This window comes from Thalassotalea sp. 1_MG-2023 (genome assembly GCF_030546745.1).
GTDB lineage: Bacteria > Pseudomonadota > Gammaproteobacteria > Enterobacterales > Alteromonadaceae > Thalassotalea_C.
Genome location: NZ_JAUOPD010000007.1, coordinates 1 through 18,677, shown reverse-complemented (window position 1 = coordinate 18,677; position 18,677 = coordinate 1). Strand labels below are relative to the sequence as shown.

18 protein-coding genes and 1 tRNA gene are annotated in these 18,677 nt (G+C 34.8%); 10 read left to right on the top strand and 9 right to left on the bottom strand.

Features of this window, described 5'->3' with window-relative positions; translation table 11 throughout:
- Positions 1–374: 374 nt before the first annotated feature.
- Together Q4489_RS07480 and Q4489_RS07475 are read right to left on the bottom strand one after the other, a co-directional pair.
- A complete protein-coding gene (locus Q4489_RS07480; RefSeq protein WP_303478597.1) occupies positions 375–1,340 on the bottom strand; it encodes a CPBP family intramembrane glutamic endopeptidase in 966 nt (321 codons plus the stop codon).
- 112 nt (positions 1,341–1,452) lie between these two features.
- Positions 1,453–1,590, bottom strand: a complete 138-nt coding sequence (locus Q4489_RS07475; RefSeq protein WP_303478594.1) for a hypothetical protein — start codon at positions 1,588–1,590, stop codon at positions 1,453–1,455.
- A 752-nt stretch (positions 1,591–2,342) separates the two neighbouring features.
- Here Q4489_RS07475 and Q4489_RS07470 point away from each other — a divergent pair.
- Positions 2,343–2,663 carry a hypothetical protein gene (locus tag Q4489_RS07470; protein ID WP_303478592.1) on the top strand — a complete coding sequence of 107 codons (321 nt, stop codon included), beginning with the start codon at positions 2,343–2,345 and terminating at the stop codon, positions 2,661–2,663.
- A gap of 162 nt (positions 2,664–2,825) precedes the next feature.
- Complete coding sequence (locus tag Q4489_RS07465) at positions 2,826–3,851, top strand: serine hydrolase (protein ID WP_303478907.1); 1,026 nt, start codon at positions 2,826–2,828, stop codon at positions 3,849–3,851.
- Between the two features lie 22 nt (positions 3,852–3,873).
- Here Q4489_RS07465 and Q4489_RS07460 read toward each other — a convergent pair whose 3' ends face one another.
- Positions 3,874–4,752 (bottom strand): LysR family transcriptional regulator, encoded by an 879-nt coding sequence (locus tag Q4489_RS07460; protein WP_303478590.1) that lies wholly within the window; start codon positions 4,750–4,752, stop codon positions 3,874–3,876.
- Positions 4,753–4,851: 99 nt separating this feature from the next.
- On the opposite strand from Q4489_RS07460, the gene Q4489_RS07455 reads away from it, so the two are divergent.
- Positions 4,852–5,910 (top strand): YeiH family protein, encoded by a 1,059-nt coding sequence (locus tag Q4489_RS07455; RefSeq protein ID WP_303478588.1) that lies wholly within the window; start codon positions 4,852–4,854, stop codon positions 5,908–5,910.
- A 232-nt stretch (positions 5,911–6,142) separates the two neighbouring features.
- Here Q4489_RS07455 and Q4489_RS07450 read toward each other — a convergent pair.
- The 3 genes from Q4489_RS07450 to Q4489_RS07440 form a co-directional block, all read right to left on the bottom strand.
- Positions 6,143–6,219: transfer RNA gene (locus Q4489_RS07450), tRNA-Pro, on the bottom strand.
- Positions 6,220–6,293: 74 nt separating this feature from the next.
- On the bottom strand, positions 6,294–7,979 hold the full coding sequence (locus Q4489_RS07445) for a DUF3413 domain-containing protein (protein ID WP_303478585.1): 1,686 nt from the start codon (positions 7,977–7,979) through the stop codon (positions 6,294–6,296).
- Positions 7,980–8,020: 41 nt separating this feature from the next.
- Positions 8,021–8,236, bottom strand: a complete 216-nt coding sequence (locus tag Q4489_RS07440) for a DUF1414 domain-containing protein (RefSeq protein WP_074498936.1) — start codon at positions 8,234–8,236, stop codon at positions 8,021–8,023.
- Positions 8,237–8,310: 74 nt separating this feature from the next.
- On the opposite strand from Q4489_RS07440, the gene yejK reads away from it, so the two are divergent.
- From yejK to Q4489_RS07415, 5 genes are read left to right on the top strand one after another with little or no spacing between them, the layout of a single operon-like run.
- A complete protein-coding gene (gene yejK / locus Q4489_RS07435) occupies positions 8,311–9,375 on the top strand; it encodes a nucleoid-associated protein YejK (RefSeq protein ID WP_303478579.1) in 1,065 nt (354 codons plus the stop codon).
- 37 nt (positions 9,376–9,412) lie between these two features.
- On the top strand, positions 9,413–10,447 hold the full coding sequence (pyrC, locus tag Q4489_RS07430; RefSeq protein WP_303478577.1) for a dihydroorotase: 1,035 nt from the start codon (positions 9,413–9,415) through the stop codon (positions 10,445–10,447).
- A 7-nt stretch (positions 10,448–10,454) separates the two neighbouring features.
- On the top strand, positions 10,455–11,336 hold the full coding sequence (locus Q4489_RS07425; RefSeq protein WP_303478574.1) for a 6-carboxytetrahydropterin synthase: 882 nt from the start codon (positions 10,455–10,457) through the stop codon (positions 11,334–11,336).
- Positions 11,329–12,159 carry a M23 family metallopeptidase gene (locus tag Q4489_RS07420; RefSeq protein ID WP_303478571.1) on the top strand — a complete coding sequence of 277 codons (831 nt, stop codon included), beginning with the start codon at positions 11,329–11,331 and terminating at the stop codon, positions 12,157–12,159. Before Q4489_RS07425 ends, Q4489_RS07420 begins: the two co-directional genes overlap by 8 nt.
- 26 nt (positions 12,160–12,185) lie before the next feature.
- The gene (locus tag Q4489_RS07415) at positions 12,186–12,971 is read left to right on the top strand and encodes an ABC transporter substrate-binding protein (protein ID WP_303478568.1); all 786 of its coding nucleotides are present in this window, start codon (positions 12,186–12,188) and stop codon (positions 12,969–12,971) included.
- Here the strand turns inward: Q4489_RS07415 and Q4489_RS07410 are convergent.
- Positions 12,960–13,856, bottom strand: a complete 897-nt coding sequence (locus Q4489_RS07410) for a tyrosine-type recombinase/integrase (RefSeq protein WP_303478565.1) — start codon at positions 13,854–13,856, stop codon at positions 12,960–12,962. The genes Q4489_RS07415 and Q4489_RS07410 overlap by 12 nt on opposite strands.
- 730 nt (positions 13,857–14,586) lie before the next feature.
- The gene (locus tag Q4489_RS07405; RefSeq protein WP_303478563.1) at positions 14,587–15,909 is read right to left on the bottom strand and encodes a Fic family protein; all 1,323 of its coding nucleotides are present in this window, start codon (positions 15,907–15,909) and stop codon (positions 14,587–14,589) included.
- 755 nt (positions 15,910–16,664) lie between these two features.
- Between Q4489_RS07405 and Q4489_RS18295 the strand changes: the two genes are divergently transcribed.
- Positions 16,665–16,922, top strand: coding sequence for a DUF3653 domain-containing protein (locus tag Q4489_RS18295; RefSeq protein ID WP_368389589.1), 258 nt, complete (start codon positions 16,665–16,667; stop codon positions 16,920–16,922).
- A 37-nt stretch (positions 16,923–16,959) separates the two neighbouring features.
- Complete coding sequence (locus tag Q4489_RS07400; protein WP_303478562.1) at positions 16,960–17,469, top strand: hypothetical protein; 510 nt, start codon at positions 16,960–16,962, stop codon at positions 17,467–17,469.
- 77 nt (positions 17,470–17,546) lie between these two features.
- Here Q4489_RS07400 and Q4489_RS07395 read toward each other — a convergent pair whose 3' ends face one another.
- Positions 17,547–18,410 (bottom strand): putative phage abortive infection protein, encoded by an 864-nt coding sequence (locus Q4489_RS07395; protein ID WP_303478560.1) that lies wholly within the window; start codon positions 18,408–18,410, stop codon positions 17,547–17,549.
- Positions 18,411–18,677: the final 267 nt, after the last annotated feature.

The window sequence follows — 18,677 nt, the reverse complement described above, 5'->3', positions numbered from 1 at the left end:
ACACAATTTGAACAAATTCGTTGTCGCTTGTATGGCTTATGTAGATTTTAACCGGTAATCTATGGATTAGCGGTCATCGACAGCTATTAGTTAATAACATTCAAGTAAACATTATTATCCTCATAAAAATAGTGCTTAGCTGCTATTTGCGTGACATAAAAACTGGTTTTTTCACTACAAGCAAAATTTTTACACGTTTAGTGTAGAGCGATAAATTAGTAACTGTATAAAATGTCAAAATAATTTTTAGATGCTGTTGTGTTTGTGATTAAAGATTATGGATTTTTTAACTATTTTACTGGATGTCCTGTCTATCCCGCTATTTCGTTGGTATTTATAAATTCATTAATAAACACTACATGTTATGAGAAACGTTAAGCGCTGGTTGACAAGTTAATCAATTTTCGTTCTTTTGATTGAGTTTTACTTGCAGCAAACTTAAATTGGATCAATATAATTAATAGTATTTCAAAGACTGTCACTAGAACCGAACCTTCTAAACCAAAGTTTCCACCGGTTATTAACGAGTTTTCGTTACGAACAATCACTAGCCAACTTTCCATTTTATGACCGCTAACTTCGAAGCCCAAAACGGTACCTTGAAGAAAGTTCCAAGTAAAGTGAAGCATAATGGGGAACCATAAATTTCCAGTGTGTAAATAATAAAGTCCAAAAGTAACACCGGCTAGTGCTAAGTTAATTAGCGATATTAATGTCCAATTATCATTACCTAAATGGAGTACCATGAAAATCATTGAGGAAATAAATAAAGCAAAGTAGGGTGTTGTTGCCCTCATTAAAAGCCCTTGGATAAACCCCCGACATAAAATTTCTTCTAAAATGGCTACTATTAAAAAAAGTGAGCAACTTGCTAACCATGGTACAAGGTTAAATGGCCGAACTGTATATGAGATATAACCTGTGCTGACTAATAAAAAGAAACATGTTGCTATAATAATAATTCCCGCCAACGCGCCTAATATCGCATCAGTTTTATAACCATTTAGTTTAAAGCCTAAGGAACTGAGAGGGATATTTTGGATGTAAAAAGCTATTTTTATACAAATTATAATAGCGATTAACTCGGCTAATAAAACAAATGATTCGCCAGCAATGCCAAGAGCTTCACTATATTCACGTTGAGACAAATTAAACATATCAAGGGTTAACATGCCATTAATTAAGAGTGGTATAAGAAAAATAAGCTGAAGAAACAGTGTTCCAATGAGTACTAAAAAGGTTATATATAGAGCTCCTAAAATACTGAGTTTATCTGTGTTTTCATCACTGCATTTAGAACGAGCATTGAGTGAATCGTCTAGCTTTTCTTGGAGAAGCATTATGTGTTCCTGTTGATAGATTTAGTCTTTTTTTTAAAAAGGCAAAATTTAAGGCTGCAAACAAATATGACCCCTAGAGAATTTAAGGGGTCATATTAAATTTGCAACCAATCTAACCGTGGAATCCACCTGTATATCTGTTGGGAGCAGGGCTACCAATATTAGCAGCCGCCCATGTTAGAGCTTTCCAAAATAGTTTTCTATTTCCACCATTTACTTTTTGTATTTCATTTAAATTTAATTCTTTCATCGTTATTTCCTTTATTTCGATGTCCGATCCTTGCTCAAAGGTGAGGCTGAATGCGTCGGTTTCGTTATGTTGTTGACCAATGTCTATTTGAGCCAACGGTTAAATAGTAAGTGAACAAATAGCGCAGGGCTGTCTATTTATTTTGTGCTGATTAACGGCTTTTACTTATTAATCAAGCACGATTAAATATTAAAAAACTTCATGTTAAACAACAAATCATTAAAAATACAAACAAGGAAACTATCTGTTAAGTCCTTGTTCTTAGGTGTTTAATTTTTTGTTGTATTTATATTGTAAAAAGATAGTCCGCGAAAAATGAGCATTTTTAACTTAAATGATGATTATAAAGAGTCAAAGTACACATGTTTCTCACAAGCAAGAATCATAAGGGCGCAATAAATTGTTTTGATTTAACATTAATCAAATAACGTTAGTGGCAGCTAAAGTAAGGCTCACTACACTGTAAATATTATTAATTTGTGGAATATTATCTATGCTATGTAAATTAAATGGAGCAAAAAAACAGTTGGGTTTTGCTTCATCGTCGCTTATTTTGGCCAAGATATTACTTGTCTTTAACATGTGTTATGTACCAAGGAAGTAGGCAAGTTTTAAAGTGTATTATTTCTCAGCATAAAGAAATTATCTCAGCCATCATTGCAATGGTCACTTCTTTAGATTGATAGCTATTAAATATCTCGCGTATTACATATATGATACAAACGTTATTTTTTAAAAAGGTTTTCTTAACCATGACTTGTATAACGAATATGATCCTTACTACCGCCATACAAGACGGGGCTTGGATGAACAGTGATTACGGTAGTATTGATACAATTAATGAATATTTATCAAAAAATTATCAAGGCACAAAACTTTATTCAGTAGAGAATCGCGCTGGTGGTCACAAACCGATTAGTTGTGATATTTTCGTTTGTGCCGTAGATTATTTGGAGCTAAATGAATTCATTGCTGTATTTGAAAAAATAAATTGGGATAAACCAGCCGAGGTTCAGCTTCTTATTAAAGATCATAATGACTTAACTTTTACCTCGTATTATCCAAAAACTTAGTAAATAGGTATACTGCTAACTAGGTAAGTTAATACTCCATTCTTTCATTTTAGTTTGTTGATGTTGTTTACTAAATTTTTAGTATGCTATTGAATAGGGAGTGTATTAGCGATTTCAAGTCATTCGTAATGTTTGATAATTAAACTATTGAGGTGTAATTTGATAAAACCAAAGACAAAAAAAATATTCGGTTTTTCACTTATTCTCACGTCTATTTTTTCATTATATTTTGTGCCGTGGCTATTAGTAAAGGCATGGCTATTACCGTTACCTAATACAATACAACAACAATTAGATGAAGCCATAGATCATGGTTTTGATGGCATGATTGTATATATTAACCAAACAGGTAAGCCACCTCAGGTTTACACAGCAGGTTGGCATAATAAAGAAGATAAAGTACCTGCCAAACCTAAAGCGCTATTCAAAATTGCCAGCATTAGTAAACTTTACGATGCTGTTGCAGTAGCAAAATTAGTAAACGATGGAAAGCTTTCATTGAATAAAACCCTTGCAGACTATTTACCAGAACTAGTCGATCAAATTCAATATGCAGATAGCATCACTCTAAAAATGTTAGTGGAACATAGAAGTGGAATACCAAATTTTACTGATACAGAAAATTTCTGGGGTTCTCCAACCGAAACTTATGAAGAAAGCTTAGCATTAATTTTAAATAAACCGGCTAATTTTAAACCCGGAGACGATTATGAGTATAGCAATACTAATTATCTGTTAATAAATAAAATAATGGATGAGTCCTTGGGGTACGATAATTTTCAATTTATTAAAGCGCGAATTCTTACGCCACTTAAATTAGCGAATACATATTCTGGCCTTAATGAAGTTTCACTTGATCAGGTAATGAGTGGGTATCATGTAGGACATCCCTTTGATTTAAAGGAAGATGAACATGGAATGCTCGCGACAGCTGAAGATGTTGGTCTTTTTGTGAGAGCATTAAACGATGGTTCTCTTTTTTCAGGCAAAGAACAAGAAATATATTCAGGGATTTATAAGTTCGAACATGCAGGTTGGGTGCCTGGATATCAAAGTTTCGCTAGCTATTACGAAGAGCTAGATGCTGTGGTAATTCAATTCTATAGCACAACTGATCCTAAGTTGTATAATTGGAATTTATCAGAAATCATAAATAGTCGAATCGCTAAAATTCTTACAAATCAATAATCATAAACCGAAATTAATGTGTTCAAACAGTAAATAAGATTTCTTCAAACGCATTAGCCGCATGAGAGCTAGGCCTATTTTTATACTTTAATTGGTATAAGGATCTTGATATTTTCTTATTATTTTGCGGTTCTAAGCGTTTTAGTTTACCAAGCTGTACCAATTCTTCAGTGACTACATTTGGTAATAGAGCAACGCCTAAACCTTGTGAAACTGCTCTAGCAATAGCTTCATTACTGCCTAATTGCATACTTTTATCTATCTTAATGTTTTGTTGTTTGAACAATTCTTTTGAAATTTCTAGTGTTCCAGAGCCAGGCTCCCTTAATAGCCAATGCTGATCACTTAACCAAGTATGTATATTGATGGCCGGCTCCATACTACTTGACATAACAATACTTAAAATATCATTTTGCCAATGTTTACAAGTGATATCAGGTTCGGTAGGTTCTCCCTCTACGAGCGCTAAATCAATTGCGCAATCAAGTAATTCTTGTTCAATTTTTGCTGTGTTTGCAACTTTTACTTCTATTTTTATATCAGGGTATACAGCACAAAATTTAGCTAAATAATCAGGAAGCCAATAGCCTGCTATTGTAGTACTCGTTCCAATAATTAATGAACCGCGTTTAAGGTCGGTACGCAATTTTATATCATCAATAGCAGACTTTTCGATTGCGAAAATACTTCGCGCATGTTCATAAAGAACTTGACCACCTTCAGTTAACATTAATTTTTTTCCTTTAGCTCCTCGTTCAATCAGTTGTATGTTTAATTGATTTTCAAGTTCTTTTAATGCTTTTGAAACCGCTGGCTGGCTGATGAAAAGTGCTTCAGCAGCTAATGAGAAACCACCTAATTTTGCAACTGTATGAAATACTCTTAAAGCATGTAAATTCATTTCATAACCTCAGGTTATTCAATCATAGTTATAATGTATTTGAGTTATATAATGGATTTTCTTACATTAAAGTCAAGCCAATAATTGTTGAAGAACGTAATGCTAAGTCTACAAAAATATATATCATCTCCTTTTAATTTTAATGTTAAACAATTCAATAACACGCAATGGTGGCTAGGTATATTGTTCGTAACTTTACTAGCATTTATTGCAATAACTTTGAGTAATGTACCTATTGTACAAAGTATGAAACTTGGTACGCTTACTTTAGGTATTGTTATCGGCTTGGTTGTTGGCAATAGTATTTTTTCATATATTGCTACGCATACTGAAGAGGGCGTTGATTATGCTAAAAGCGTTATTCTCAAATTGGGCATTACGTTATTTGGCTTTAGAATAACATTTGATCAAATTTCTAACGTTGGGTGGCAAGGCTTAGCGGTTGATATTGTCATGCTTTCAATGACATTCTTGTTAGCCATTCAATTAGGTAAACGAGTTTTTAATCTAGATCTACAAACAACAATCCTCATTGGAGCCGGAAGTTCAATTTGTGGGGCCGCTGCAATATTGGCGACTGAATCTGTAATAAAATCACAGCCATATAAAACATCAGTAGCCGTGGCAACTGTCGTAGTATTTGGTACCTTGAGTATGTTTCTTTATCCATTTATGTTTGAGTACATGTCATTAAATGAACACGAATACGGCATTTTTGTTGGCTCTACGATTCATGAAGTTGCTCAAGTGGTTGCTGCGGCTAACGCGATAAGTGAAACTGCAACGGACTCAGCCGTTATCGAAAAAATGTTAAGAGTCATGTTGTTGGTTCCGTTTTTATTCTTCTTATCCATTTGGCTAAACAAGAATAAAACAAATAGACATGAATCTCATATTGATTTCCCTTGGTTTGCATTATTTTTTATTTTAGCAAGTGGAGTTCATTCAACTTCATGGTTATCTTATGAAGTTTCTCAAAACATTGCTTGGTTAGATAATATTTTATTAACTATTGCGATGGTTGCTTTAGGTTTACGTACCCACATAAGTTCGATACGCAATGCTGGATTTAAACCTTTGGTATTAGCATTTTGTTTATTTTTATTTCTTTGTTTTGGCGGGTATGCCATTAATTTTGGTTTTACTAAACTTTTTTGAAAATTGTATAGAGTTAAATGTATTGCCTTAAATACTTCTATAACAGCTTATCTTACAAGCAATCATTCTTGTTTAGGATAAATCATTAGTTATCAGTTTGATTAGAGATTTGTTGCAGTAAGGTATTGGATATTTAGGCTTTTTCCCTATTACTGTACTTTGAGTATCAACAGGGTTAGTTTTGACGATAATTACTTTACCAAGCTTGAGTTATGTAAAGTCTAAATTGAAGTGGTCGGGATAGCAGGACTTGAACCTGCGACCTCACGTCCCCCAGACGCACGCGCTACCAGACTGCGCTATATCCCGATAGCGCAGTATAATAGCGCTTTAAATTATTAATGCAATCAATAATCATGCTTTACCAACCAATTGGTTTTTTATTAATCACTCTTACTATCTTTAGTATCTGCTTTTTGACTGTATTGTTTAATAAAGTGAACGCCATCAATCATTAACGGGAAGTCTCTATTGACCATTATAGGAGACTCAAGTTGACGAGAGTAACTTTGAAAATTACCGTTCTGATCCACTAAAACCGACTTATCTTTACTAAACACCATGATGCCATTATCAACCGTATTCGCAATAATACGACTTTGAGATAACGTTGTGATGTCTTTACCAACGCTATGATTTACCTTAGTAAGAGGGCAGTTCAACCAAGTTGATAATAAGGTTGGAACTAAATCAAAGTGACTGGTTAAACGACTTGGTGCTTTAACGTCACTTTTCGGATTAATAAAGAGTGCCGGTTTAATATTTAAACCATTTTCAATTCGGTTATTCCCAATGCCGCTGATCCAAATAGTATCTTTTTCCTGTTTATTGCGTTGAGCAAGTAATAAGGCATCAACAAATAATTCAAACTGATATTGATCATTTTCTGCAAAGTAATAAATATGCAGTGCTTGCTTATTGGAAGATAGTTTTTTACCTACAACAAAGTTTGAAATATTTTTAAAATAATTCACATGATCAAAAAGCCCTTGGTACTCAAGTAGACTTTCATCTTCTTTATTAGAAAATACTGTCAGATTAGTGGCAATATTTTTAGTCGCTAAAACTTGGAAAAGCACTGGTGGTTTCTGTTCTGCAATTACCGGCTTTTTGTAAATGGTAGGCAGACTATAAAGCAAGTTAAACCATGAGTTTTTTGGTAACGCGTTATCAATGTGTTTGACGAGCGGTAAGGTGTTTTCACTGGCTCTGCGAGAAAACTGTGCAATTTGACGTTGAGATATATCGCTACTCGTCAACACTAAAATAGCGCTGTTATTAGGGTGAAATTCTGTTTCACAAGCCTGAGTTATAATTGGGTATTTAGGTGTTTGTTTTCCAAAAGATAACGAACTGGTACGTCTTGCCATATAATCGTTTTTATCAAACATTCCATATTTAGTTAGTAACGTTTTTGCTGTAGCAGGGTACGATAATGGTAGTACGGTGTCTTGTCTTAACACGTCATATTCAAGGTTTGCATCTGCCCAAATATGGGTGATATGGCTAAAAAAGAAAGACACGACTAAACCAAACACAACAAATTTAGCGTAGGTGTTTTTTTGTAATTGCCTTAAGTGTTTCCAGGCATAGTTACTCACCACTAATTCAAAAGTTAAAATAGCAAAAAATAATAACAAGCTAATAAACCAAAAAGCACGGCTATTTTGGCTAATTTGTGTTTGAATTAATGAAATTATTTGGTCGCTAGACGAAGCATTTAAATGATAACCTAATCGTGCATAAATAAAGGCATCAAGTAATAATAATAAAAGCCCAAAGGTAAACACGATTGACGCCGTAGCCCGAATGAAACGCGTTTTCGGATAAATTAACGTTAAGGGAAATATTAATAACACAAAGCCAATAAAGGTTAAAAAACCCATGTGACTTAACCACGTTGTGAACAAGTACAATTTACCTAATAATGTTTCAGGCATAGACTCGGCGAACAAATAAAACGTAGACAGTAAAATAGCTGCCAGAATGTTAAAAAAAGTAAACCAATGGCTCCAACTGACTAGAGGCATTAACCGTTTACTATATGTTGATGATTTATTTGAAACCATTAAACTTTGTTACTCTTATTCGTGTTTATTGTTAAGGTATATTACTTGTTAATCGATTTTTTTAACGCGTTAGTAAAATTATCAACCATTGCTTGCTGTTGAGCTTCTTTTATATCATGCTCAATGATGCTGGTAACAACGTTACCTAAACACATTAAAGCGAGATCGGCGGTTACTTTTTCGTCAACTAATACATTTTGTAGGTCTTGAATAATTTTTTCTACACGTTCGTTCGAATACTTAGATACAATAGGCATAATAATATTTAAAAATCTTTAATAATTGCGTTAAGTTTATCAAAAGCTTACTCAATATCATACTGACAATACTTATGAGTTTAATAATTTCTAACATAGCACTTCATTATATTACTAGAACTGGCGAAAACAGTGATGTTCAGGTAACGTTCGGCCCCGATCAGGTTGAGATCACACCGCGCATTGAAAATTTCGTTGATTCATTACATAACATCTACAACGGAAAGGGCAGTAAAGCATATGGCCATTTCTCTGAGGAGCCAACTCCTTCCGATCACAAAAACTTTATTGAATTGATCACTGATTATCTTGATGAATCAGAGCCTTTTAATGATTTCAGTAAAAAATCAACAGCACTATTGAAGCTTGAGCTAGAAAAATACGACATAGAAGAAAATGGCTACTTGGTATTTTGTCATTATGAATATATGGGCGGCAGATACTTGTTAGTTGCAGTTATTCCCGTGTCAGAGCATTATTCTGTTGATGGTGATCTGACCATTTCAGCCAATAAGCATTTAGACACTTCTAAACTACAGCTTGCTGCACGCATTGATTTATTTGATTTTCAGCAGAACGCCGAGGGTAATCGCTATATTTCGTTTATTAAAGGGCGAGCTGGTCGAAAAATTTCTGATTTCTTTCTTGATTTCTTATGCTGCCAAGAAGGTTTAGATGCGAAAGAGCAAACACACACCTTAGTAAAAGCAGTTGAAGATTTTGTATCGGTTAATCAACTAGATGCAAATGAAAAACAAGAAACTCGCAAAGAGCTTTTATCGTATTGCAAAGATCAAAAGGCGTCTGCTCAAGATGTATCGATAAAAGAGTTAGGAAATGTAATATCTAAAGAAGGTAGCGAGCAAGACTTTTACTCATTTTGCCAAGAAAATGACTATCCATTAGAAGAGTCATTTCCACATGAGCAAGCTATTGTTAATAAAGTGACTAAATATTCAGGATACGGTGCAGGCATCAGTATTAGTTTCGAGCGTAGTCATTTTGGGCAAGATGTTGTGTATAATGCAGCTAACGATAGTTTAACCATTTATAAAATACCGCCTAACTTAAAAGAACAGTTACTTAAGCTGTTGCAAGATGAAGATAGAGCGGCGCAAACTAGCCAACCTTTCGAATAAACACGTTGGTAATATATAGAACAAGTAAAGGATATTCATGAATACATTAACGATCACTCGACCTGACGACTGGCATGTGCATTTACGTGATGGTGAGTTTTTAAGTACTACAGTAGCGGATATTAGCCGCTACTTTGGCCGTGCTATTGTCATGCCAAATTTAGTGCCACCAGTCACTAACAAAGAGATGGCCGAGGCTTATTACCAGCGTATTATGACGAACAATCCGTCATCAACTTTTAAACCGTTAATGGTGTTGTATCTTACTGATAATACAACAGCGCAAGATATCAAAGCAGCTAAAGAAAGTGGTATTGTGTATGCCGCCAAACTATATCCGGCAGGTGCAACAACTAACTCATCTTCAGGTGTTACCAATGTTGACAACATTGCCAACGTTATTTCAGAAATGGAATCGCTTGATATGCCATTATTAATTCATGGCGAAGTAACTAGTGCAGACATTGATATTTTTGACCGGGAAGCCGTCTTTATCGACACCATATTAAAACCATTAGTGGCTAAGCATCCTAACTTAAAAGTAGTACTTGAACACATTACCACTAAGAATGCGGTAGATTTTGTAAATAGTGCGAGTGAAAATGTTGCGGCGACCATTACAGCCCATCATTTATTATATAATCGCAATCATATGTTGGTGGGTGGTATCAGGCCACATTATTTCTGTTTACCCATTCTTAAACGCAATATTCATCAACAAGCATTAATTGCCGCAGCAACAAGTGGTAGCAACAAGTTTTTCTTAGGTACAGATTCGGCGCCACATCCCAAAGGTGCTAAAGAATCAGCATGTGGTTGTGCCGGCTCGTATACAGCTCATGCGGCAATTGAATTGTATGCCGAAGTATTTGAACAAGAGAATGCTTTAGATAAGTTAGAAGGTTTTGCCAGTTTAAATGGCCCTCGTTTTTATAACTTGCCTATAAACTCTGACACCATTACGCTTGAAAAGTCAGCTTGGGCAGTTCCTGAAACGATGGCACTTGGTGACGATATCGTTGTTCCAATCAGAGCTGGTGAAGATATTCATTGGCGTGTTTTAGATAAATAGGTAAGTAATGCAATTATTTGTCAAAGATTTAACCGTTATTGATTTTTCCTATTGTTGTTCTGAACGAGGAATAGTAGGTGAGAGTTGGATTGTTGATGTACTGCTTGATGGTTCGTTAAACGATATGAAAATGGTGCTTGATTTTGCCGTCGTTAAAAAGCAAATTAAAGCCATTATTGATGATGCAGTTGACCATAAGCTATTGATCCCTGAACAATGTTCTTCGGTGCAAGTGTCAGAATCTACCTTTCATCATGATCATGAATTTGTAGACTTATCTGCAAAACGTGCTCATTATTATTTGCAGTCACCTGCATGCGCGTTCGCTAAGTTGCCGACAAACGAAATCACTATTTCTTCTGTCACGGATTATCTTACCTCTATTATTTTAGCGCAATTACCTAATAATGTGGCTGGCTTAGTGTTAACGTTACGACCAGAAAAAATAGACAGTGATTTTTATCATTATACTCATGGGCTTAAATTACATGATGGTAATTGTCAGCGAATTGCACATGGTCACCGTTCTAAAATTGAATTGTTCCATAATGACAATCGTTCTACTGACTTAGAGCATTTTTGGTGCCATCGTTGGCAAGACATTTATATTGCTTCAGAAGATGATCGGGTATCAAAACAACATATTCAACTGTCTCAAAATGCACATTCAAAATTATTAGACAGTCATCAATACTTTGCTTATCAAGCGCCACAAGGTCGATTTGATATCGCCGTTGAAACAAACGTTCTCGAAGTTGTGGATTGTGACTCTACTGTGGAATTATTAGCTGATTACATTGCTCGTCAATTAAAATTACAACAGCCTAAAGATAATTTTACCGTAATTGCGTACGAAGGTGTTGGTAAAGGAGCCATTGCACATGCTTAATTACAGTAAATATGTGAACTTAGCAGCAGGGTTTCTGCTATCAACATCGATAACCATATCTGCTTCAGCTCAAGAAGTTACACTTAAAGGCGTTATTAAGCAGGGCGGTTTGATTATTGGCAAAACGGTACCTAATAGTAAAGTCAGCTTAAGTGGTGAAGAACTTTTATTGTCTGATAACGGGGATTTTGTTTTCGGCTTTTCACGTGACGAAACAGAAACTAAAAAGCTTGTGGTAGAAATGCCAGATGGCACAGTTTACACCAAAAAATTAACACCTAAAAAACAGCAATATAATATTCAACGGGTTGAAGGGATCGCAAAAAAAATAATGAATCCTGATCCGAACAACGTTAAACGAGCAAAAAAAGACGCGGAACAAGTTTACTTAGCTCGCAATAAAACCAGCCGTCGATTAGATTTTACTCAGGGTTTTATTGCACCTGCAACTGGCACAATTACAGGTGTATTTGGTAGCCAACGATTCTATAATGGCAAACCTGGTAGGCCACATTATGGCTTAGATTACGCCGGTCCAACAGGAACCCCTGTAATAGCACCTGCGTCAGGCGTTGTTACTTTATACGTCCCTGATATGTTCTATTCTGGTGGCACGATGATCATCGATCATGGCCATGGTGTTACTTCAACCTTTTTACATTTAAGTGACAGCTATGTAAAAGAAGGTGATACAGTTAACAAAGGTGATAAAGTGGCGGCAATCGGAGCCTCAGGGCGTGCTACAGGCCCACACCTTGATTGGCGTATTAATTGGAAACATGTCAAACTTGACCCCGCTTTAGCACTAAAAGCATTTGAATAATTAATCGAATAAAGGGAAGTGTTGTTGTGAATATTAAAAATTTTATTGCTATAACAGTAACACTTTTATGCTTTTCTAATGCATCTGCAAACACCAAATCAACCCTTGCGGTTGGTTGGGAGCTTTGGTATCCATATCAATATCATAATAATCAACATGAGTTAGTTGGCTTAGATATTGAAATATTTAATAAAATTGTTAAAAAGGCCGGATACAATATTGCTTATACTGAATTACCGTGGAAGCGTCATTTGCAGTATATAAAAATGGGTAAAATGGACATAGCCATGGGCGCTTCATTATCAAAAGACAGAACAGAATACGCCTATTTCACCAAGCCTTATAGAAAAGAACAAGTTAAATTGTATGTAAGAAAAGGAACGCGCCAAAGCATTGTTCTTAACTCTTTAGCTGATTTATCTAAAAGTAATTACATGATCGGCGTTGAAGGTGGTTATTATTACGGTAAATTGTATAAAAAACTGATCTTACAGGCTGAGTTCCGGGCTCATATTAGTGAGGTCATCGACTTAGAAGAAAACGTAAAGTTAACATTAAAAGGGCACTTAGATGGTTTCTTAGTTGATCCGGTTACCATGCGAGCCTTTGTTGATAAATATAAGTTATTCAATGAATTTGAAGAACATTCAGTAGAAATATATCAGGATGAAATATATTTGATGTTAAGTAAATCGACGATGAATGAGCATGATTTGGCTCGATTTAATGATGCAATTGAGAGTTTACAAGAATCAGGCGAACTGAGTGAAATCAACCAACAATGGACAAGTTTGCAAGCATCAAAAAGGTAGGGCTTTCGCGGCTTTATTTTTCGCAATATCTGCCCGTTTATCATAGTTTTTAGTGGTTTCAACAGAAGAATGGCCCATTAAATCTTGCACAACGAACACATCTTCTCCATTTTCAAGTAATTTCGTTGCATACGTTCTGCGTAAATCATGCGGCGTTAACCGTTTTAAACCAGCTTCTTGATAACGCCTGATAATAATGTCGTAAATAGTTTGTCCGGATATCGGCGCATTAATGAGTTTATTTCCTTTGCGCGCTCTAAGAAATAAAGGCCCGGGCTCATTACCACGCTCTAATAGCCACACATCTAAAATTTCTAAAATACGGTTATGTAAGGCATTAACACGTTCTTTATTTCCTTTACCTAACACCCGCAAAGTAGCTTCTTTTAAGTTTAAATCACTCAGCAATAGATTTGCCGCTTCATGTCGACGTAGCCCAGCGCCGTAAACCAATGCCACTACAGCAGCGTCGCGCATAGCGATGACACCATCTTGCATCATGCAGTAGTCAATCAACTGATTAAGTTCATCTAACGATAGCGCTCGTCCTTTAACACTACGAGAGCCACGAACACGTTTGATTTCTTTGATGTGTTGATAGGTTTCTACATCTATTTCTTTTTTACGCCAAGCTTCTTTAGCGACACCTTTAAGTGCAGATAAATATACATTTATGGTTGCTGGAGATTTTCCTTGTGATGAAAGATCAGAAAGAAAATAAAGAATGTGCTCATAATGTAAAAAAGACCAATCAACATGTTGATGACATTTCTTTTTTTGTAATTTAAAAGCCACAACATTTAGCAATGAAGCCATGGTCACACGGCTTTGTTCTGATTGTAGTGACATCAGATAAATTTCTGATGCGGATTTATTTGCAAACATTTAAAACCTACAAACGTGATGCGTTATTAACAAACTTATTTAATAACAATAAAATAATGTGATTTATTATAAACAACATTAACGAACCCGATCACCAAAATAGGTTTTGTGGTATAAACCTATTAAATACAATGGTGATTGTACGTAAAAAAATAAGTGTTATTGGCTACCATAATAGCTAAATTTCACGTAGCGTAACGTATAAAACAATATATTTATGCTGAGAGCATGTATTTTCATTGGGCTGTAGTGAAAAATACCTAGATATAAATGATAAGTAATCACAAAGCACATTGAATAAATTTGCACTCAACACAGGCTATAAAGCTAATGTAACACGATTTACCGTGTAAACAACAGATAATCTTTTAAAATCGTGATTTTAATAAGTAATAATTATGAGTTTTAATGGAACATAAGCTACATAACACTTTAATTCAAATTAAAGTTGGATCGGATCCAGTTTTTACTGGGGTTACATCTTATAGAATTAGTTACAGTAATTAATGTTTTACCTTACTGTCATTTTACCGTTTGCAAGTTAACAAAGAGTCCTATTTTACGTAACACTACGTAAATGGTAATGATTAAATATATTTAGCATTAATACTACTAACTCAATGCACCAACGAAACCATAGAGGTGAAATCCTTATATTTCATACGGTTAGTCGGGATTTGAAAACAGCATAAAACACTTGTACATATTTTCTCAAATATTGAAGCCGCTTTTAGCTGTTTTTCCTTAAGAGGTTTTCAAGCTTTTTCTTCGATGCTTCATCACCTAATGACAATGCTTTATATTGGTCGATTAGTTTTGTTAATCCTGGATTTTTTTCACCACGAAAATACTCAAGGTTACGCTCTACTTTCTTTAAAATTTTGCTTAAGCTAACATCATCCACCAATGGAGCGTCTTCTTTACTTACAAACAGATTATTATCTTGTGGGAAGTTAACAAAGTAACGTAAGCCACGCTTACCTTCACCTGATGGATAAAGTAAGCCATTATCAACCAGTGATTTTAAATCCCTTGTAGCGGTTGCTGGTGGCGCACCTGTAATTGCTCGATATTTCTCATTGGTTAAGCCATCACGCACAAAGCCATCAGCGCCTACAGTGAAGATTTTTTTCATCACCTTATCTTGGCGTTGGTTGAGCTTGACCTCACCATATTCCGCCCAAAACTTTGATTTTTGCAATACAAATTCAACAGACTCAAGTGACTTCTCTTGCGAAGTTTTCACTAGCTCCACAAACCAAGCTATCCACTCATTAATTTGCAAGCTGGAGTTGGTGCTTCTAAGTTGCTGGTAATACTCCATACGATGAGCATTTATCATGCTCGACATACTAAAAAGCGGCGGTTTCGAAAAATCTTGAAATAAGGCATGCTCAGCAATCGCTCTACCTACTCGGCCATTACCGTCTTGAAACGGGTGAATAGCAACAAACCATAAATGAGCAATTGCAGCTTTTATCGGTCCTGAACAATTGGCGTTGTTATACCACTGTATAAACGCTCCCATTTCCCGTTCAACATCAATGCGATTATGACCTGGTGCTTTGTATATGATTTCACTTTCACCGTATAAATCTTCTCTTATGACATCTATGGGCGAGTCACGATAATCGCCTTTAGTAATAGGATTTACATAATAATCTTCACTACCGTGTAAAAGTAGCGTGTGCCAATGACACAGTAAGGTTTTAGACATGGGGCTTTTAATGCTCTTACGCACATCAACCAACATGGCAGCAATGCCTTTTTCTTTAGGAAAGTAACCACCACGCTCCGGTTCTTTTAATCCAAGAAAACGTGCAACTGATGAGCGTACTTCCTCACGGTTAAGTTTCTCACCTTCGATAGCGCTAGTGCTTAATGCTTCTTCTACCAGTAAATGAACAAAGGCATCGTTATGGTCATTTATGGGAATTAACGATAACGCGCCTTCAATGCTGTAGACTTTTTTCGAATACTCGCTGACATTCGACTCAAAGCGTGCCGCATCATATTCAAATTGAGGCCAGTTTTTCTGTTGCCAGTGATACATATGATTAAAGTCCTTACTCGTTATAAATCACTTTATAGCGTACTATGATTTAATAGTCCATATTTTATAAATCACCAAGCTGGTTATTTTGATTTATAAATTCCAGAGATTTAAATCATCTTAATAGTTTTAGCAAACGTGTGCGTTTTCTGTTGCTCTTCTTTCAGTCCACTAATGGTTACGTAAGTATATTCTTGTATAGTGGATAAGTCGGCATGGTCAAGCATGTTCAATACTCGCACCATTGTTTAACATATGCGTAGCCCTAGATTATTAATCGAACACGGTTATAGCATGACTGAGCTAGCAGCCGAATTGTGAGCATATGAGAAATGATGTGGTTGCGTATTTTCGCTATTACAACTTAGAAAGGCTTAATACAACTAATAGAGATTATTAGCATTTGTATATATTATATTTCTCGCAGCCCTTGCTATGTATGGATTTTGTTGAACGATATTGAGGTTCTAGTTATTCATTTGCAAGCACTATGAAGATCTAACTGTTAGCTTGGGAATAGTAGAAAAAGATCTTTACAAAATCCACGTAACCTCTTGAATCTGAAAAGCACAAGATCTACTTCTTAACTTGGATTAACAGCCTTCAATTAAACCTAATTAACTAAAGTAAGGTTTGGTATGTTTTTATTCTTATAGCTGATGTGTTGTATCTGTATAAGGAAGTATCACAGTTAATAAAATGTATTTTATAAACGAACAAAATAATTTTATAACTTTTTTAGGTTAGCTGGTTTTATCGACATTACCCCGACTTCCAAAATACAAATCGCCAAAAACTTAGGTGTAACTGTACGTTGTATTGAAAAATGGATTGTTAATGACAAGCCCAACAAGCAAGCAATAAAACTACTTAAGCAACGTCAAATTACTTTACGTAAAAGCTCATGTTGGAAAGGTTTTCGTTTCAGCGACGACTACTTAATTACACCTAATGGCTACAAAATCAAAGCAAGTGAGCTATTAGCATTTGGCTTATATAAACAAATGATGTAAAAATGTTAAATAATGCACAACATAAAGAGGGATTTTTATGAAATGTTTAATTTTCATTGTATTTTTATTGTCTAGTTATAGTGTTTATGCAAAACAAGACTGCACACGAGAATATAACAATTTAAAATCTCATCAAAAAGTCATGAGGAATGGTGGTTCATCTTCAAGAATGGCGCAACTTGCTAAAGAGGAGCATGTGATTGCTAGCGAGTATCAAGATTGCAGAAGTGGTAAAAATAAAGCTTCAAAGAATAAAAACACAATAAAAAAACAAGTTAAAAGTAACAACCGCCCTGCTACCAAACGTCAATTATCTTTTTCAAAACAAAAACCCATTAAATATACAAGGCCAATTAGTTTTAGTGGTCGATTTAAAGGAGAGAAACAAGTCGCTTGGGTTGAGTTTTATGAAACCCCTAATGAATGTTTAAAACCAAAATCTACGCAAGCTTTTGCTAAATGTATGGCACATAGAGATGAACAAGCTTTTATATTTGATAAAAGATGGAGGAATAATAATGCTCCTCCATCAATAAAAATAAATTAAGAAATAACTTTATTAAGTTTCTTAGAATTAGGAATTAAAGCCTTATAAGATCGATGACTAAAAGCCCCCATAGGTGATTATGGGGAAAACTGAACCCTACCAGAAGATTTAAAATTTTGTAATAAATTTATATGTTCTTCTGGAATTTCATCTATATTAATATGTTTTAGAAAAACAAATTCGTATACTAATGGAGCCATTTTTTCACCATAATCTGAAATAGAGTTGTAAAACAATAAACATAATTCTGTACTTGAAAGCTGTGCTCTTAAAAGATTTGTATAAAATTTTGTATCATCTACGACATTTTTAGAATGTTTAACAAGTTTTAATGCATTGTACATAGACCTATAATACGGTCCCAAACTGTCTGAATATTTCTTATAAAAATCTCTATATGAGTTATTCAATCCATCAATATTTGAATTATCAGAGTTATATTTATAGCTAACGGTTCCGAGTCCTTCACTAAATCTAGTTAAAAGTTTCCTATGTTTAAAGTCACCATATATCAAACATATTGCTTCAGTTCCATTTGTTGTTTGTGCGCTTGATGTAGTTATATGAATTGTGTTTCGTAAATTCTGAAATGTTTCAAGTGTTTTAAAAAACGTATTCTCAAATTGTTGCAACATCAAAGTTTTATTCTGAATAGTCATTTCAGTTTTTTGGGCTGTTAGCTCTTGTGTGTTAAATTTGAGCTCTTGTCTCTGTAAGGCAAGTTCCTCTTTTTGCATAACAATTGTTACGATCAAACCTACAAATGCAAGACCAGAAAAAAGGGAAGTCAAAACGCCAAAGGAATCACCAAACGCCCCTGTATTAGAAAAATTATCGTTATAAGCAACCAAAAATACACCAAATAAAAAAACTGAAAGAAATATTAAAGCCCCTATTAATAGTCCTGTTTCGTATACCCTATTTTTATTTTTATCTTCCATTATTCTATCCAAAATTTAATCTTATTAAGTAATATTATGTAAAGTTAACCCCTTTTTAAAGCATTATTAAATTTGTAAAAAAGCAAAACAAATTAAAGGCTCTAGTCTGCAATGCTTGTTTTAGTCTGGAATCTACCCCCGTAATACAATACGGGGATTTTCAACTTTCCTCGTCCTCAATGCTCAGGCTTGTAGTGGTCAACTAAAACTGGCCACCTTGTTATAAGTTTTCCAATATTTGTGTTCGGCCTCTAATGGCGATAACCC

What these genes read in the sequence shown, in the direction of transcription:
- Q4489_RS07460 (WP_303478590.1), bottom strand. Translation starts at nt 4,752, where the DNA reads ATGAATTTACATGCTTTAAGAGTATTTCATACAGTTGCAAAATTAGGT.
- Q4489_RS07470 (WP_303478592.1), top strand. Translation starts at nt 2,343, where the DNA reads ATGACTTGTATAACGAATATGATCCTTACTACCGCCATACAAGACGGG.
- Q4489_RS07440 (WP_074498936.1), bottom strand. Translation starts at nt 8,236, where the DNA reads ATGCCTATTGTATCTAAGTATTCGAACGAACGTGTAGAAAAAATTATT.
- Q4489_RS07405 (WP_303478563.1), bottom strand. Translation starts at nt 15,909, where the DNA reads ATGTATCACTGGCAACAGAAAAACTGGCCTCAATTTGAATATGATGCG.
- Q4489_RS07455 (WP_303478588.1), top strand. Translation starts at nt 4,852, where the DNA reads ATGCTAAGTCTACAAAAATATATATCATCTCCTTTTAATTTTAATGTT.
- Q4489_RS07420 (WP_303478571.1), top strand. Translation starts at nt 11,329, where the DNA reads ATGCTTAATTACAGTAAATATGTGAACTTAGCAGCAGGGTTTCTGCTA.
- Q4489_RS07475 (WP_303478594.1), bottom strand. Translation starts at nt 1,590, where the DNA reads ATGAAAGAATTAAATTTAAATGAAATACAAAAAGTAAATGGTGGAAAT.
- yejK (WP_303478579.1), top strand. Translation starts at nt 8,311, where the DNA reads ATGAGTTTAATAATTTCTAACATAGCACTTCATTATATTACTAGAACT.
- Q4489_RS07410 (WP_303478565.1), bottom strand. Translation starts at nt 13,856, where the DNA reads ATGTTTGCAAATAAATCCGCATCAGAAATTTATCTGATGTCACTACAA.
- Q4489_RS07425 (WP_303478574.1), top strand. Translation starts at nt 10,455, where the DNA reads ATGCAATTATTTGTCAAAGATTTAACCGTTATTGATTTTTCCTATTGT.
- Q4489_RS07480 (WP_303478597.1), bottom strand. Translation starts at nt 1,340, where the DNA reads ATGCTTCTCCAAGAAAAGCTAGACGATTCACTCAATGCTCGTTCTAAA.
- Q4489_RS07395 (WP_303478560.1), bottom strand. Translation starts at nt 18,410, where the DNA reads ATGGAAGATAAAAATAAAAATAGGGTATACGAAACAGGACTATTAATA.
- Q4489_RS07445 (WP_303478585.1), bottom strand. Translation starts at nt 7,979, where the DNA reads ATGGTTTCAAATAAATCATCAACATATAGTAAACGGTTAATGCCTCTA.
- Q4489_RS07400 (WP_303478562.1), top strand. Translation starts at nt 16,960, where the DNA reads ATGAAATGTTTAATTTTCATTGTATTTTTATTGTCTAGTTATAGTGTT.
- pyrC (WP_303478577.1), top strand. Translation starts at nt 9,413, where the DNA reads ATGAATACATTAACGATCACTCGACCTGACGACTGGCATGTGCATTTA.